The sequence below is a fragment of the Miltoncostaea oceani genome, from assembly GCF_018141545.1.
Taxonomy (GTDB): domain Bacteria; phylum Actinomycetota; class Thermoleophilia; order Miltoncostaeales; family Miltoncostaeaceae; genus Miltoncostaea; species Miltoncostaea oceani.
In genome coordinates this window covers 625583-642013 of sequence record NZ_CP064356.1, presented here as the reverse complement: position 1 = coordinate 642013, position 16431 = coordinate 625583, and the positions used below count along the sequence as shown (strand labels likewise).

Annotated in this window: 13 protein-coding genes; 4 read left to right on the top strand and 9 right to left on the bottom strand. The window is 70.4% G+C overall.

Annotation, left to right across the window (positions count from 1 at the left end; genetic code table 11):
• Nucleotides 1-6: 6 nt before the first annotated feature.
• From mobF to IU369_RS03135, 6 genes are all read right to left on the bottom strand, one after another.
• On the bottom strand, nucleotides 7-2619 hold the full coding sequence (mobF, locus tag IU369_RS03160; RefSeq protein ID WP_217923119.1) for a MobF family relaxase: 2613 nt from the start codon (nucleotides 2617-2619) through the stop codon (nucleotides 7-9).
• A gap of 321 nt (nucleotides 2620-2940) precedes the next feature.
• Nucleotides 2941-4563, bottom strand: a complete 1623-nt coding sequence (locus IU369_RS03155; protein ID WP_217923118.1) for a ParB/RepB/Spo0J family partition protein — start codon at nucleotides 4561-4563, stop codon at nucleotides 2941-2943.
• Entirely contained in the window at nucleotides 4560-4865 is a 306-nt protein-coding gene (locus IU369_RS03150; RefSeq protein ID WP_217923117.1) for a hypothetical protein, read from the bottom strand. The genes IU369_RS03155 and IU369_RS03150 overlap by 4 nt, the downstream gene beginning before the upstream one ends.
• Nucleotides 4862-5473, bottom strand: a complete 612-nt coding sequence (locus tag IU369_RS03145; RefSeq protein ID WP_217923116.1) for a winged helix-turn-helix domain-containing protein — start codon at nucleotides 5471-5473, stop codon at nucleotides 4862-4864. Before IU369_RS03145 ends, IU369_RS03150 begins: the two co-directional genes overlap by 4 nt.
• Entirely contained in the window at nucleotides 5451-5861 is a 411-nt protein-coding gene (locus IU369_RS03140; RefSeq protein ID WP_217923115.1) for a single-stranded DNA-binding protein, read from the bottom strand. Before IU369_RS03140 ends, IU369_RS03145 begins: the two co-directional genes overlap by 23 nt.
• Before the next feature lie 182 nt (nucleotides 5862-6043).
• On the bottom strand, nucleotides 6044-6568 hold the full coding sequence (locus IU369_RS03135) for a hypothetical protein (RefSeq protein ID WP_217923114.1): 525 nt from the start codon (nucleotides 6566-6568) through the stop codon (nucleotides 6044-6046).
• 164 nt (nucleotides 6569-6732) lie between these two features.
• On the opposite strand from IU369_RS03135, the gene IU369_RS03130 reads away from it, so the two are divergent.
• Nucleotides 6733-7434: a hypothetical protein gene (locus IU369_RS03130; protein WP_217923113.1), complete on the top strand. Its 702-nt coding sequence runs from the start codon at nucleotides 6733-6735 to the stop codon at nucleotides 7432-7434.
• A gap of 8 nt (nucleotides 7435-7442) precedes the next feature.
• On the opposite strand, the gene IU369_RS03125 is transcribed toward IU369_RS03130, so the two are convergent.
• Genes IU369_RS03125 through IU369_RS03115 form a run of 3 tightly spaced genes read right to left on the bottom strand, consistent with a single transcriptional unit; the run spans nucleotide 7443 to nucleotide 8739 of the window.
• Entirely contained in the window at nucleotides 7443-8135 is a 693-nt protein-coding gene (locus IU369_RS03125; protein WP_485020630.1) for a hypothetical protein, read from the bottom strand.
• Nucleotides 8104-8538 carry a hypothetical protein gene (locus IU369_RS03120; RefSeq protein WP_217923112.1) on the bottom strand — a complete coding sequence of 145 codons (435 nt, stop codon included), beginning with the start codon at nucleotides 8536-8538 and terminating at the stop codon, nucleotides 8104-8106. The genes IU369_RS03125 and IU369_RS03120 overlap by 32 nt, the downstream gene beginning before the upstream one ends.
• 9 nt (nucleotides 8539-8547) lie before the next feature.
• Nucleotides 8548-8739 carry a hypothetical protein gene (locus IU369_RS03115; RefSeq protein ID WP_217923111.1) on the bottom strand — a complete coding sequence of 64 codons (192 nt, stop codon included), beginning with the start codon at nucleotides 8737-8739 and terminating at the stop codon, nucleotides 8548-8550.
• A 247-nt stretch (nucleotides 8740-8986) separates the two neighbouring features.
• On the opposite strand from IU369_RS03115, the gene IU369_RS03110 reads away from it, so the two are divergent.
• The 3 genes from IU369_RS03110 to IU369_RS03100 all read left to right on the top strand — a co-directional run bounded on the left by IU369_RS03110 (nucleotide 8987) and on the right by IU369_RS03100 (nucleotide 16410).
• A complete protein-coding gene (locus IU369_RS03110; RefSeq protein ID WP_217923110.1) occupies nucleotides 8987-9583 on the top strand; it encodes a ParA family protein in 597 nt (198 codons plus the stop codon).
• Nucleotides 9584-10012: 429 nt separating this feature from the next.
• Nucleotides 10013-13447 (top strand): helicase-related protein, encoded by a 3435-nt coding sequence (locus tag IU369_RS03105; RefSeq protein WP_217923109.1) that lies wholly within the window; start codon nucleotides 10013-10015, stop codon nucleotides 13445-13447.
• A gap of 170 nt (nucleotides 13448-13617) precedes the next feature.
• Nucleotides 13618-16410 (top strand): DUF1156 domain-containing protein, encoded by a 2793-nt coding sequence (locus IU369_RS03100; RefSeq protein WP_343233219.1) that lies wholly within the window; start codon nucleotides 13618-13620, stop codon nucleotides 16408-16410.
• Nucleotides 16411-16431 lie beyond the last annotated feature (21 nt).

The following is a 16431-nucleotide window of genomic DNA, read 5'->3' as shown; positions in this document are numbered from 1 at the left end:
CGGCTACTACAGATCCCGACTAAGCCCGCGCCCAAGAGAGCCCTGGCGGGGGTACGACCAGGCCGATTCGGAGGGCCGCAGATCCGGCTCGGGCCTCTCCCGTTGGTTGCTGATCTCGGCCCTCGACCCTCCGGATGGAAAGCGTGTGAGATCGCTCTTGGGCTTCCTTCCCTCGATGCCCCGACTGCCAGCCGCGGCGAGGTCGACCGCGAGCCCCTTTGCCTGCGTCCGCGTCCAGGCGCACTCGAGGGCAACCCCGAGCGTCTCGGGGTCTGTGTGGATCGCGTAGACCTCCAGGTCGATCCGCTGGCGTGAGCCGGCGACGTACGCCCATTCCTTGCCGCCTCGCTCGGGAGTCGCGAGCAGGTAGGTGCGGTCCACGGTCGTGCCCTGGCTGACGTGTCCGGTCATCGCATAGCCGTGCTCGGCGTGGCGCAGGTAGCCGGCGGGAAGGGCCACCTCGCGTCCATCGTCGGTCCAGAGGGTGAGCGCCCGCTCACGCTCGTCGAGTCCGGTGACGACGCCGCGGGTGCCGTTGCGCACGTCGAGCCGGTAGTGGTTGCGCCGGCAGAGCAGGCGATCGCCGATCGCCCACTCGCGGCCGGCCGCCACGAGGCGGCGATCAGACAGCCGTCCCGCGCGGTCGAGCTCGGCGCGGGCCATCTCGTTCAGCAGACGCACCTCGCGTCGGTCGTGGGCGAGGATCATGGCGTTGGCGGGATCCGCAAGCGATGTCTGCGCCCAGGAGCGGATCAGCGCGCGCCGGGCGTTGGCGCCGTCCGCGAAGGCCTGCAGACGGCCGTGTTCGGCGAGGAGGGAGATGGCATCGCCGGCGCGCCCCTCGGCGAGCCGCGCGGCCACGGCTCGCTGCAGTTCGGTGCGCTGGCGCCGGTTCTCGGTGAGCTCGGCCGCGCCGAGCCGGTCGCAGAGGGCGGCGAAGCCGCCACCGGCGTCGACCGGTGGCAGCTGCGCCCTGTCGCCGACCAGGATCAGTCGGCCACCGTGCGACGCCACCACCTGGACGAGTCGCTCGAGAGCGCGCGTCGGCATGGTGGAGGCCTCGTCACAGACGACGACCGCACCCCCGGGGACGGCCTCCTGTCCGCGCGCTGCGCGCTCCAGGATGAGCGCCGTCGTCTCGGAGGCGATGCCGGCGTCGCGCTGGAGCACCTCGGCCGCCTGGGCCTGCCAGGCGGTTCCGACCACCGCGACGCCCGATGATTCGTATGCCTCCCGCACCGCCTCCAGGGCGAACGTCTTGCCAGAGCCCGCACGCGCCTCAATCAGCCGCGTGCGCGGCTGTCCTGAGCACAGGTGGCGGACGGCTGCCGCCTGGTCATCGCCGAGCGTGGGCCTGGCGGCGATCGCGCGTTCGACATGGAGAGGACTCGCCAGCCGTGGGTGGATCGGCGGGGCACAAGCTGTGTCGATGAGCCGAGTCTCGACGTCGAGCATGTCGGGGGTCGTGTAGCGCGCCTCCTGGTAACCGCGCCCGGGCGCCGCGCCCGCCGGCGCGAGTGGCACGCAGCGTGCCGCGAGGAAGTCGTCGGCGAGGCGCTCGAGGGCGCGCGCGCCGATGCCCTCTGGGTGGGCGTCGGCGAGCTCCTGGATGACCTCGCGGCGGGTGAACGACGACGCGCGCTGGGTGAGCCCGGCGGGGCTCTCCATTCGGCGCCGGCACTCGCGAAGGCCCTCGATGTACGCCGCCGGCGAGCGCGACGGCGCTGCGCCGATGGTCCGCGCGATCTCGGGGTCGCCGAACCCATGCTCGGCCGCCCGCGCGCGCCACTCGGCCGTCGCGCGCTCACGGGAGACGACGCGCTTTCGGTCGCGGGTCTCACGCTGGATCGCCTCGATCGCCGCCGCGCCGGTGTAGCCGCGCGCGTGTGCCAGCTCGACGATCTCCGCGTGGCGGGATGAGAAGTGCTCGCGCACCGACGCGGGCACCGCCACGAGGTCGATCGAGCCATTCGTGGTCTCCTCCCACTCCAGGCCGACCGTCTCGCTGAGACGCGCGCGGGCCACCGCCTCGGCGATGAAGCCTGCGGTCTTTGCCTCGGCGAACACCGGCCGCATGTCCGGTGCCGTCCACCGGCCGTCCTCGCCGCGCACCCGATTGGCGATCACCAGGTGCGCGTGCAGGTGCGGATCGCCGGAACGGGCCATCTCGTGCAGGTACATGGCGCCGACGAAGCCCTCACCGCGAAGGACCCTCACGCCGTTGTGGCCGCGCCGCACGAAGCAGGCCCGCCGCTCGAGGTAGTCGAGCGCCGCGCGCACCCCCTCGGCGTACGCGGAGAGGATGGCTTCCCGCACCGCCTCGTCGCCGACCGCGGCGAGCACGCTCACCCCCTTGGGCGCGGCGAACGTCAGGTCGAAGGCGACGTTGCCCCCGCGGCGGGTGCGCCGCCCGGGCAGATCCTCGCCGGTCATGGGATCCCGTCCCTCGAGAAGCGCGCCCAGCGCGCCGTCCCCCGGCCCGTCGGTGAGGGCGAGCGCTTCGGCGCCGCGTCCCTCCCACGTCCCGCGCACCTGCCCGCGCTCGGCGTAGTAGTCGTCGCGCGCGAACTCGGCGCGCTCGTAGTAGTCGGCTCCCTTGGCTGCTCGTAGCGTCAACACCGTCGGATCGCATTATAGATGCAAGGGTGCCCGGCTCCTGCTCGATTCGGGTCGGTCGCGCCGTCGGCGCTGTCGGGACGCTCTCGGCGTGGTGGCTGCGGCGTCGTGATGGCGGCCATGGGGCGCGGGACGTGAATCGGTCGAGGGGTCTTCGACGGTCGCCAGTCGTCGGCGGCGTGGCGCTCGGCGTTGCAGCCGGGCCGGACCCCCAAAAGGTCCGGCCCGGCGTCCCGGCAGGCGCGCGGACGAGCGAAGGGCGGGCCGGGTCCGCGTCGCGCGGGTCGCACGACCCGCCGCGCGCCCGGCCCGCCCAGTGTGCGGCTACGCGGCCTGCGCCTCCGCATCGGCGGGGGCGGCTTGGTCGTCGTCGGCGTCGAGCGCCGTCGCGTGCTGGGGCCAGGCGACGCGCTCCCTCACCAGGGTCGCGAGACCCTCAGGGAGGACGTCACGGGCGAGCCTGTCCATCACCCCGGGGAGGGTCGCCGCGATCCCTCCGCCGTAGCGCCCGGGCACGTCGGCCGGGCGCCGCTCGGACTGCGGCAGAGCCTCCTGATCGGCGTAGAACGCCCCGACCAGGGCCTGCACCCCGCGCCCGACGAGCTGGGCCGGCGTGCGCGCTCCCTCGATCCACTCGACGAGCGCCGCCTCGGCCTCGTGGCGCTCGGGGTAGTGGACCCGCTCGCGGGTCGCCCCGGCCTTGGTCGTCGTCGTCTCGGTGCGCTGCAACGCCTCACGAGTGAGGCGAAGCCCCTGGGCGGCGTCCTGGGCGTGATGGTGGAGGGCGACCAGCACGACCGCGCGCGCCATCTGCATCGTGATCTCGGTCGGCTCGTCGTAGGCCAGCATCGCCCGCCGCCCGAGGTCGAGGTTCGCCAGGCGCGCGGCCCGCCGGTTCTCCGTGGCTTCCTGGCGCTCGCGGCGGCGCCGATCCTCGTCGGATTCGCTCGGAGCGTCCTCGTCACCCCCGCCCTCCCGGCCGCTCGCGACGCCTGCCGCCACGCGACGCTCCGCTTCCTGACGCGCCCGCTCCTCGGCGCGCTCGACGTGGAGGGCCACCCGGTCGGCGAGCCAGGTGGCGTCGGCCATGAAGCCACGGCGCCAGTAGCGGTCCTCGCCACCCGCGAACTCGATCAGGCAGCCGAAGGCGCGCGCTGCGTCCATGTCCTCGGCGGAGAAGCTGACGCCGTGGACCCCGGCCGCCTCGGCGCGCGCGGCGAGATCGGCATCGAGCGCCAGCGCGCCGAGGTCCTGGTAGCCGGGCACGGCGACGAGCGTCGGGCACGCCCCCTCCATTGACTGCGCGAGCTCGGCGAGCGCGCCCTCCGGGTGCTCGGTGAGCTCGGACGCCGTCAGCGCGCCCGTGGCGAGAGCGCCGGCCACGGTGTCAGCGACGGCCGGAGCGACGGCGGCGATCGTCTCCACGACGGGCACCGCGGACAACGGCAGCGACCCGGCGCCGATCGCCTCCTGCACGGCGTCGGGCAGGCGCAGCAGGCGAAGGCGCTGGGAGACGTGGCGCGGTGAGCAGCCGACGGCCTCCGCGATACGCCGCTGCGGCCAGCCGGCCTGGGTGGCGCGCTCGTAGGCGCGCGCCTCCTCGATCGGGTCAAGCCCCCGGCGGCGCATGTTGGCTGCAAGCGCGGCTGCGAGTTGCGGGGCGTCGCCATCCTTGCCCGTGCGCTCGATCACCGGAATCTCAGCGAGCCCGGCGGCGCGCGCCGCGGCGAGGCGACGGTGGCCGTCGATCAGCACCCGCCCATCGTCGGTGCGCTCCACGAGCAGCGGCTGCAGGATGCCCTGAGCGCGCACCGACTCGGTGAGCTGGTCGCGCTCGACCTCATCGTCTGCGGTCCGCGGATTCCATCCCTCGCGCACCGTGATCGCGTCGATCGGCAGTACCGCGAGCGTGGTCGCGGTCGCCTCGGTGGTGTCGGTCGTCGTCATGCCCCTCCCCTTCCCGCGTGCGAGCGGCCGGGCGCTGTGCCCGGGCCACTCGTGGTCTGGATGGCCGCGCCCGGCTGCGAGCGTCTGGCGGCGATCGCGCAGAGAGCGGCGAACTCGATGTGGGCGACCATCGCCGGGCTCATGCCGAGGTCGGCCCCGGCCTCGTCGAGGCTGGCGCCCGCTCCCTCGGCCGGAAAGCGGCGCTCGAGGACCGCGCGCACCGTGTCCTCGAGGTCGTCGGCGGCGATGGCGGCGCGCACGGCGGCGCGAAGGCCGGCGCCCTGGTGGTCGGCGCCGTTCATGCGGCATCGCCTTCCTCGGCCACCGCGAGGCGGTAGCCGATTCCCCACACGTTCACGATCATCGTGCCCGCCGCTCCCGCGTCGTAGAGGGTGCGTCGAAGGCGCGAGGCGTGCGAGTCGACGGTGCGGGTGCGCGCCCGCCCGGCATATCCCCAGACGCGGCGCAGCAGATCCTCCTTGGTGACCACCTCCCCCGGGCGCTCGGCCAGGGCGACCAGGAGATCGAACTCCAGCCGAGTGAGGCACAGCGGCGCGTCACCCCAGAAGGCAGCGCGCCGTGCGCGGTCGATCGAAAGGGCACCGATCAGGATCGCCCGGCGCGGGTCGGTCGGGGTGTCCGGGGGCACCTCGGGCATCGCCTGGGCCGCCGTGCGCAGGCTCGCCTCGGCGCGGCGGCAGGTCGCCGCGGCCACCTGCCAGGCCGGATGCGCGGCGCCCGCGGCGGCGCGCTCCAGGTCAGCCGCGAGGCGCCCGGCGCGTCGGGCGGCGGCCATCGTCCCGGCGTAGAGGCGGTCGGCCTCGGCCTCATCGATACGGGGTGCCCCGGGCGGCGCCGGGTCGGGGACGAGGGACAGCGCGGGTCGCTCAGAATGGGATGTCGTCGCCACCGGCGGTCCCCTTCCCGTTGGCGGCGCCGACGGGCGTCGGCTCGGGCGCGTCCTTCTTTGGTGCGTCGAGGTACTGCACCGACGAGGCGACGATCTGGACGGCCTCGCGGCGCGAGCCGTCGTCGGTCGTCCACTCGCGCCAGGCGAGGCGCCCGGCGACGCCGATCCGCCGTCCCTTGGTCAGGTGCTCGGCGGCGGCCTCGCCGCCCTTGCCCCACACCGAGACGTCGAAGAAGTTCGGCCGGTCCTCCCAGGCCTCGTCGGCGCGGGTGCGGGTCGAGACGGCCAGGCGCAGGGCGCATACGGCTTCGCCCGCCGCCGTGTAGCGCAGCTCGGGATCGCGGGTCAGTCGGCCGACCAGGCCGACGGTGTTGAGGTCAGCGGACACGGGTGGCCCCGCTTCCCCGTGCGGGCGCGGCGTCGCGCACAAGCGCAGGCCGTCGCCCGTTGGTACGGTCGAAACGCATCCGAAGGCCTCCTTCGGTTGCCACGGCCCGGGGCGTTGCGAGCGTCGCCGGGCCTCTTTGATCGTATGGCCGACGCTACTCGCGCGCGGGCTTACTTGTCAATCTATGGTGTCGCGTGTTCTTCATTCGCTACATGCGATGCAAGGGTGCCCTTGCGCTTTGATGCGGCCTCGAATCGACGGCGTCGGATGAGGTTATGGAGGACCTTGGTATCCATGCCCACGACCTCGGCGATGGCTCGGGCTGCGACGCCGTGCTCGGTCGCGAGAAGAATGGCGGCATCGCGCTCGCCCACTGTGTGAAGTCGCTCGCGGGTTGCCGCGGCTGCCGTCAGCGAGGCCGCGCTGACCACGGTCAGCGCAGCCTCGACTCCCCGGCGCCGCTGGTAGGGCCCACCCCGTCTCGTCCGCGGTGGCAGGGTCTTGCGCGCGATCGCCGAGGCTGCCGCCTTGGTGAGGTTCGCAGCGAGCGCGATCTCGTCCAGGCGGGCGCCGGCACGTACTGCGGCCACGACTGCGGCATCGCGTCGGGTGAGGGCCCCTCGCTCGACGCCCTTCGCATCCGCGGCCCGCTGGGCGAGGGCGGCGAGGTCAGCGGACGTGGGCGGCTGAGAGGGCTCGTCCGACACGACTCCTACCGTACTCGGCTCCGGCACCTGCATCTCTAGGAATGCGCACCCGGTCACGGTTCTGAGCAGGAGGCGGCACATCTCGTTCGTCGTCCCGTTGAAGACAGCTCTGCCCACTGCCCCGCTGCGATGACCGGAACCACCATCACGTCCGCGCGCCCGCGGTGAGGCTTCTGGTCCGAGTCGCGGGAGTGCCGGCGGGCTTTGCGAATGGAGCCCGGGAGCAGCTTTGGAAGGAGGCGCTGCGTGGGGCGCTGACGCCGCTTCCTGTCGAGGTCGGCTCCCGCGCACTGCGTCTGCACTTCGTCCTGCCCCCGCCCGCACCGGGTCGGCCGGGGAGCGACCTCGACAACCTCCTTGATCCGGTGCTCGCCGTGCTCGTCGGCGAGTTGAGGTGGTTCGGCGGCGGCCGCCCATCGATCGAGGCGATCGAGGCCACGAAGGAGCGTGGCGCCGAGCCCGGCTGCGAGCTTGAGTTGCTGGCTGCGCCGCCCTCGTCAGCCGCTCCGCAGGCGCCGCTCCTCGACGCTCTCTTCGAGGGACCGCTCCCCCGCTCGGGCACGGATCAGATCTTCACAGAGTGGGTGCAACGGCTGGTCACGCCCGGGCCGCTCGCGATCGGCGAACCCGGACTGGGCGTGGCGCTCACCTTCCACGGTCCGCGGATCAACCTCGGCGACATCGCGACGGGCAGACCCAAGAACGTCATCGACTGCCTCTGGCCACTGATTGGCGGCCGTGCCGGCGCGCCGGACGATCACCTCGTGACCGAGCTGCGCCTGTCGAGGCTGGCGTCCTCCGATCGCGCCGGCGTGCGCGTGGCAGTGTGGAGGCGGCCACCTCCTTTCGACCAGCCACTCAGGTAGACCGGGGGCTACCTGCCACGCTGCTGGCGTCGGCGCTCCGCGCGGTTCGGGCGCGGCGCTCCTCCCGGCGCCTCGGGTAACTGCGGAGGAGGTTGCGGCGCCGGCCCGGCGGGAGGCGCGGGCAGCAACTGCTGGTGGATGACGACGGCATCCTCGCGGTAGACCTTGCGCGCGCCCAAGTGGTTCTCGACGTACTTGACGGCCGGCGACGACGAGAAGGACACGTCGAGCCCGTGGTAGATCGTCAGGATGGCGTCTTGCAGGGCGTCGTCATCCTCAAGACGCCGCACGCGTAGACCCTTCACACCCTCGAGCTCTTCGACGCGGATGGGACGCCCGTGCGTGCGAAAGCGGTCATACGCATCGGCCGAGCCGAACCAATCAGCGATTGCGCGGGCCCGTTCGGTCCGCTGGCCTTCGGGCACTCCGGCGTCGTCGTGGGCAAGCATGTACTGCTCTAGCCAACCGGCGACGACGTCGCGCGATAGAGCGACCTGCTGCTCGCACACGTCGAGCAGCCCTCCGGCGTACGACCGGAGAATCGGCGTCCACGCGGCGAGCCGGGACGGATCGTGCGCAACATCCTGCTTCGCCCGCTCGAAGTCCCGGACGATTGCATGAGCTGGTGCGAATCTGCGCCCCTCCGGCACGGGAATCAGGAGCTGCGGGTCAATGGGTCCGAGCTCCGAGTGGAGACCCATCACGATCTCGTCGCAGCCAAGCGCGAGGATCGTGCCTGCGGACTTCGCCTGAAGCGGGACGATCGCCCGGATCGAAATCGAACTGGCTGCGGAGGTAGTTGAGCATCTGCTCGGCCGCCTCGAGAGAGCCTCCTGGCGTGTGGAGGATCAGGTCCAGTCCGCCGTCCGGCATGCCGCGACACGTCTCCATCAGCGCGTGGACGTCGCCCGCCTGCACGGCGAAGGCGGGGGAATCGGACGCGCCTTGGAGCCAGCCGCTCGCATAGACGATCACAGATCGGCCGGTCAGATCGTGCAGGCGATGCATGTACCGGGTCCGCACCCCGTCGAAGTCGGGCACTGGCGGTATTTTCCCGGCCGCCGACTGCTGGATCTCGGCGAGAACCTCTGACCAGCCGGCCACGGCGCGAGTCTAGGCGGTCGTGTGTGTCGAAGCGCGCGTGATGGGGGCGCCCGCCATCATCGCTGCTCGGTACGTCCTCTCGGTGGCCTCGTAGAGCTCGACCAGCCGCGTGACGTCGTCGTCGGGGCGGGCGTCCGCCACCGCGAGCAGCATGGACGTCACATCCTGTGCTTCTCGATCATCGGCGCGGTTCGCGGGCATCGAATCCTCCAGCAAGAGCGGTGAGGGGCTTGATCGTAGCCTCGGCACGGTTGGGACCGACCTGGCGCCTCCGGGAGATACGACTAGCCGATCGTATAGGTCAGGCAGCGAGCTGAGCGCGGGGTGGCGCTCTTTCTCCGCGACGCCTCGAATCGACGCGGGAGCAACCGGCGGTGGGTGGGCAGGTGCGTCAGTATCTACGTGTTTGATGATTGCCGTATCTCGGCGGAAGCGGTAGAACGCACTCATGCGCGTCGCAATCGCAAACTTGAAAGGCGGGACCGGCAAGACCACGACCGCCGTTCACCTTGCGGCGAGCCTTGCTGCCGAGGGGCGCACCCTGCTGATCGACGCCGACCCGCAGCAGTCCGCACTCGCGTGGTCCGAGACCGCAGGCGAGCTTGGGTTCCCCGTGGTCGGCCTGCCGGTGCGCGACCTGCACCGACGCGTTCGCGACCTGGCTGAGGACTACCGGCACGTCGTCATCGACACTCCGCCGGCCGAACTCGCCATCGTGCGGAGCGCCGTTCTCTGTGTCGAAGAGGTCATCGTCCCGATGGGGCCGACGCCACTCGACCTCGACCGGCTCGGGTCCACGATCGACCTGGTGGCAGACGTCGAGCCGCTGAACTGCGCTCGTCTGCACCTACTTCTGACACGCGTCCGCCGCGGCACCCGCAGCGCACGCGAGACGCGGCTCGCCCTCGAGGAGATCGGCATGCCTGTCTTGAACGCCGAGGTTCCGCTCCTGGAGTCGATCGGTCTGTCGTTCGGTGCCGGCCGGGTCGCTGTGGAGTACGAGGCCGTTCGTGACGAGCTTCTGACGGCGCGGGTCGCCAGATGACGCCAGGCTCCGCGAAGGATCTCCGGGCCCAGCTCCGTTCGGCTGCCGCCGGCACGGGGCGACGGGACGCGGCCTCGCGTTCGAGTACCCAGGAGCGCCCTCCTCAAGGGCCAAAGCGCGTCAGGATCACCGTCGACCTCGACCGGGAGGATCATCGGGCGCTCCGACGTTGGGTGGCCGATGAGGAGACCGACGCTCAACGTGTGATCAGGGCCCTCCTGCGTGAGCTGTTCCTGGACCCCAAGCTCGAGGCGCGGATTCGGTCCCAGGTCGAGGGCACTCGCTTCAAGTGACCCCGCTCCCGACGGCTGCGTCACCCGGAGCCGCCGAGGCACTCCTTACACTTCTCCCTCCGTCGAGCGCCAAGAAACTACGACGGGTCATGCGTGAGGAGACTCGGGTAGGCGTGATTCGACCAGCACCGCGACCGTGACGACACTGGAAGACCTCGAACCCGGCTTGCGGCTCGCCGGTGTCGTCCCCGGACAGAGCGTCACGGTTATCCAGGTTCAGGCTCACGGCGACGACGCCATCGAGCTGACCTACAAGACTGCCGATGGCGGTCTTGGTCAGCGCGTGCTCGGACGATCCGCGGAACCCAGACTCTCCGTCGCCCGCGCCGAGGCCAGGCCCTTCGACGCCGACGCTGGCGACTTCAAGCTGGTGGCGGAGTGTCAGCGCATCACGCTCGCCGGACTGTTCGACCCGATGCTCGCGGTCACCACCTCAGACATCCGCCCGCTGCCCCACCAGCTCAGGGCCGTCTACGGCGAGCTGCTGCCGCGCACGCCGCTGCGCTTCCTGCTCGCCGACGATCCAGGCGCCGGCAAGACGATCATGGCCGGGCTCTACGCCAAGGAGCTGCTCCTGCGCGAGGACGTGAAACGCTGCCTGATCGTGGCGCCCGGCGGCCTCGTGGAGCAGTGGCAGGACGAGCTCTTCCAGAAGTTCGGCCTCGCGTTCGAGATCCTCTCGCCCCAGATGGGCGACGGCCCCTTCGGGGTATCGGCGTTCGAGAGAAACCCGCTCGTCATCGCGCGCATGGACCAGCTCGCACGCAACGAGGAGCTGCTCAATGCCTTGCAAGCGTCGGAGTGGGACCTGGTCATCGTGGACGAGGCCCACCGAATGGGTGCCCACTGGTTCGGCGGCAAGCTGGAGAAGACCAAGCGCTTCCAGCTCGGCGAGCTGCTGGGCGGCGTGGCGCGTCATCTCCTGCTCATGACGGCCACCCCGCACAACGGCAAGGAGGAGGACTTCCAGCTCTTCCTCACGCTGCTCGACCGCGACCGCTTCGAGGGGCGGTACCGTGCGAGCATCCACAACGCCGACACGGCCGGCCTAATGCGGCGGATGGTCAAGGAAGACCTGCTTACTTTCGAGGGCACGCCCCTTTTCCCGGAGCGCATCGCCGAGACGGTCCCCTACCGCCTCAACGAACTCGAGCAGGAGCTCTACGAGCAGGTCACGACCTATGTGCGCGAGGGCATGAATCGCGCCGACGCCCTCGACGGGAAGCGCCGCAACACGGTCGGGTTCGCGCTCACCGTCCTGCAGCGCAGGCTCGCCTCCAGCCCCGAGGCGATCTACCGCTCCCTCGAGCGCCGCGCCGTGCGCCTCGAGCGTCGCAAGCAGGACCTCCTCGACGGCCGTGCTGCCGCCGAGCCGCCGAGCGTCGACCTGGTTGGCGGCCTCGACGAGCTCGACGACGATGAGTTCTCGGCTGAGGAACTCGAGCAGATCGAGGACGAACTCGTGGACGCCGCGACGGCCGCGCGTACAGTCGAGGAGCTCGATAGCGAGTTGATCGACCTGCGGCTGCTCATCGTCGCGGCCGAGCGTGTCCGCAACTCGCAGGCTGATCGCAAGTGGGCCGAGCTTCGCACGATCCTCGAGGACAACACCCTCGCCACCTCCCAGGCGGGCGAGCGGCGCAAGCTCATCGTCTTCACCGAGCATCGCGACACCCTCGACTACCTCGCGCGGCGCATCGCGGTCCTCCTGAGTCGGCCGGGGGCCGTCAGAGCGATCCACGGCGGGGTCCGCCGCGCCGAGCGCCGCCGGATCACCGAGGAGTTCACGCGCAACCCGGATTGCCAGGTGCTCCTCGCCACCGACGCCGCCGGCGAGGGCCTCAACCTTCAGGCCGCGCACCTGATGGTCAACTACGACCTGCCGTGGAACCCGAACCGCATCGAGCAGCGGTTCGGGCGCATCCACCGTATCGGCCAGCGCGAGGTCTGCCGCCTATGGAACCTGGTCGCCGACAACACGCGCGAGGGCGAGGTCTTCGTGCGGCTGCTCAGCAAGATCGAGGAGCAGCGCAAAGCCTATGGCGGCAAAGTGTTCGACGTGCTCGGCGTCGCTTTCACGGAGCGACCGCTGCGCGACCTGCTGATCGAGGCGATCCGCTACGGCGACCTGCCCGAGACGCGCGCCGGCATGGAGCGGGTGATAGACGCGAGCGTGGCCCACGGCATCACCGAGATGCTCGCCGAGGAGGCGCTCGCGTCCGACGCGTTGGCCGCCGTGGACATCGCGGGACTCCGCGAGCTGATGGACGAGGCTCGGGCGCGCCGGCTCCAACCGCACTACATCGAGGGGGCGTTCCGCTCAGCGTTCGCCGGACTGGGCGGGCGCATACGGCGACGCGAGCGCGGTCGCTTCGAGATCACCCACGTCCCGGCCCGGGTGCGGGCGGCCGCACGCGGGCCCGTCGCGACCCGCTACGAGCGAGTGACCTTCGATATCGACGACCTCGAGGAGGATGTCGGCGCTCGCGCCGCGCTCCTCGCGCCAGGCCATCCCCTGCACGACGCGGTCATCGACGAGACGCTCAAGCGCCTACGGCCAGCGCTCGAGCGCGGCACCGTGCTCGTGTCACCCGACGTTCAGGAGCCGCGGCTGTTGGTTGGGGTCGTTCAGGAGGTCGTCGATGCCACAGAGGCCTCCATCTCGAAGCGCTTTGCCTACGCCTACATCGACGCGTCCGGCGGCGTCGAGGCAGCCGGGCCCGCGCCCTACCTCGACTGCGTCGCGGCTCCGCCCGTCGACGCCGTGGACCGCTCGCGGCGCCTTCCCTGGTTGACGGGTGCCGAGGACTCCGCCGCCAGCTGGGTCATCGCCAACGAGCTTCCCGGGTTCGTCACCGAGGTGACGAAACGCCGAGAAGCCGAGCTGCGGCGTTTGCGCGATCAGGTTGAGCGACGGCTGGCGCAGGAGCGCGAGCGGTTGATCGCCGAGGCGATCGCCGCCGCGGAGCAGGAGCGGAACGGCAAGAAGCCCCGCGAGGGCGAGGCGAGCCTGCTGGAGAAGGCAGCCGACCTCGACCGCCGGCTCACGGCCCGCATGGAACTCCTCGATCGCCAGCTCGAGATGCAGGCCACCTCGCCGCGGATCGTGACCGCTGCGCTGGTGCTGCCTCTGGACGCCGTCGAGTCCGAGCTGCCCGCCGACGCGCCGGTGCACGCGGTCTCCACTAAGGAGGTGGAGCGCCGTGGCGTGGAGCGGGTATTGGCCGCCGAGCGTGCACTCGGGCGGGTGCCGGTGGAGCAGGCGTTCAACAATCCGGGCTTCGACGTTCTCTCGCGGCGAGCGGGCGAGGATCCGATCCGCATCGAGGTGAAGGCTCGCCTCGCAGGGGCCGACGACTTCTACGTCACCCACAACGAGGTACTCACGGCGCTCAACAGCGCGCCCCACTATCGCCTGGCTCTGGTCTGCGTGGACTCCCGCGGCCCCCAGCACGACGAGGTGTGCTACGTGGAGAGCCCGTTCGGTGGCTTCGACGCCGGCAGCTTCGCCGCCACCGGCCACCGGGGCGACTGGGACATGATGTGGGCTCGCGGGCGGAAGCCCTTCTGATGGTCGTATGGCGAATATGGCCCAGTTATGGGAGCGGGTGGAATGCCTGAGATGTCAGTATTCATTCGGTTCCTCAGGGTTATGCGGCCGGACCGCACAGTTATGGAGAGGGTCCCGCCACGCAATCCAGTCGGGTTTGGGACGATGGGAAAGGTCACGTGACCGCACCAATGCGCAAGCTGATTGAGGTAGCGCTGCCGCTAGAAGCGATCAACCGTGAGTCTGCGCATGAGAAGTCGGTCCCGCGAAAAGGTCATCCCGCGACGCTTCACCTATGGTGGGCGCGACGCCCGCTCGCCGCCGCACGGGCCGTCCTATTCGCACAGCTTGTCGATGACCCGTCATCGCTCCCCGAACAGTTTCCGACCGAAGAGTCGCAACGGGTCGAGCGCGCGCGGCTGCACAAGCTGATCGAGCGACTGGCAACATGGGAGAACACGCGCGACCAGACGCTAATGGCGGAGGCGCATGCTGAGATCCTGCGATCGACGGGAGGAAATCCGCCGCCGATCCTCGACCCCTTCGCCGGCGGCGGCTCGATCCCGCTAGAGGCCCAGCGCCTGGGCCTGGAAGCGCACGCCTCCGACCTCAACCCCGTCGCGGTGCTGATCAATAAGGCGCTGATCGAGATCCCGCCGAAGTTCGCGGGCCGCCCACCCGTTTTCCCTGGGTTGGTCGAGGAGCGTATGGCCTGGGAGGGTGCGACAGGGCTTGCCGCCGACATTCGCGCCTACGGGCTTTGGATGCGCGATGAAGCCGGGAGGCGCATCGGCCGCCACTACCCGAAGGCCACCTTGGCGGACGGCACGAAGGCGACTGTGATCGCCTGGATCTGGGCGCGGACGGTCACCTGCCCGAACCCGGCGTGCGGCATCGAGATGCCCCTCGTGCGGTCGTGGTGGCTCGGCAAGAAGAAGGGCAAGGAGGCCTGGATCCGGCCGGTCGTCGTGCCGGACTCCAAGCATCCGAGCAGGAAGCGGGTCGAGTTCGAGATCGAACACGCGGCCACGGGGCCAGAGGTGGACGGCACCATGGACGGCAGGCGCGGCGGTGTTTGCGTGGCCTGCGGGAGCGTTGCAAACGTCGATTACGTCCGAAGCGAGGCCCTGGCCGGGCGCATGGGCCAGCATCTGCTCGCTGTCGTTGCAGAGGGTAAACGGCGGCGTCTCTATGTCGCACCGACGCTTGAGCAGCACGACGCGGCTCTCGTGCCGCGCCCAGAAGACTCCGTCGACGGCGATCTCTCGACCAACCCCCGCTGGTTCTCGCCGCCGGCATACGGCCTGACCGCGTTCGCGGACTTGTTCACGAACCGCCAGCTCCTGGCGCTGACGACCTTCAGCGACCTCGTGATGGAGGCGCGGGGGCACGTGCTGAGCGACGCACTCGCGGCCGGCGCGCCGCCAGGCGACCGCCTCGAATCGGGCGGCGCCGATGCCGAGGCCTACGCCGATGCCATCGCGACGTATCTCGGGCACCTGGGATCCAAGCTTGCCGACTGGTTGTCTTCTGTCTGCAGCTGGATTCCGCAGATCGAGGGGGTTCGCGACACCTTCGCCCGCCAGGCCCTACCGATGGTTTGGGACTACGTTGAGATCAACCCATTTTCGAACTCGGTAGGCAATGTCGTTGGTCATTTCGACTGGATCGCGAGTGCCGTGGCTGCCGTCCCTGCCAACGGCCCAGCACCGACGGTCACTCAGCAGGATGCTGCTAGTCATGACTTCGTGCCTGCTGTCATTGCAACCGACCCGCCGTACTACGACAACATCGGCTACTCGGACCTCTCAGATTTCTTCTATGTATGGCTGCGCCGCTCGCTCCGGGAGGTGCATCCCAGCCTCTTGAGCACCATGCTTGTGCCGAAGGCCGAAGAACTCGTGGCGAACCCTTACCGCCACAACGGCAGTGACCGCGCCAAAGAGTTCTTTGAAGATGGTTTCCGGCGTGTCTTTGCGCGCGCACGTGACGCGGTCATCGCTGACTTTCCAATCACCGTTTATTACGCATTCAAGCAGTCCGCTGTTGGCGATGACGGCGCGGCGTCGACGGGGTGGGAGACGCTGCTAGACGGGATGATCCGCTCGGGCTGGAGGATCACCGCAACATGGCCGATGCGCAGCGAGCGCGGTGGGAGGATGCTGTCAGTTGGGACCAACGCCCTTGCCTCGTCGATTGTCCTGACCCTCCGCCCGCGCCCCGACGACGCGCCGACGATCGACCGCCGCGGCCTCATCGCAGCGCTGCGCGACGAACTGCCTGACGCCCTGCGCAGGCTCCAGCAGGGAGCAATCGCCCCGGTCGATCTGCCACAGGCAGCCATCGGCCCGGGGATGGCGGTCTTCTCGCGCTACGCGAAAGTGATCGAAAGCGACGGCAGCCCGATGCCCGTTCGCGCCGCGCTCGCCCGGATCAACGAGATCCTTGACGAAGTGCTCAACGAGCAGGAAGGCGACTTCGACGCCTCTACGCGCTTCGCGATCGCCTGGTACCGGCAGCACGGCTACGCGACGGGACAGTTCGGGGAGGCCGACAACATGGCCCGGGCGCGAAACACGGCGGTCGAGACGGTTAAGCGCGAGGGCATCCTGAGCAGCGCGGCGAACAAGGTCACTTTGCTGTCGCCAGCAGACCTTCCCGAGGACTACGACGTACGGGCCGACGATCGCGTCGGTGTGTGGGAGGTGCTGCACCACCTGATTGCCTCGCTCGAGCGCGGCGGGGTGCCGGCCGCGGGCGCCTTCCTCGCTGAGGTCCGCGAGCGCCCCGACGGCGCCATCGATGTCGAGCTGGTCAAGGAGTTGGCCTTCCTGCTGTTCTCGATCGCCGAGCGTAACGGCTGGACCAAAGACGCCCTCGCGTTCAACACCGCGGCGACGGCGTGGCCCGACATCGTGCAGGCCTCCCGCGAGATGCCGACGAGCCCCGGCGAGCAGGCCTCCTTCGACCTCGGGGAAGGGTGACCGTGGCCGCTGCATCGAGCG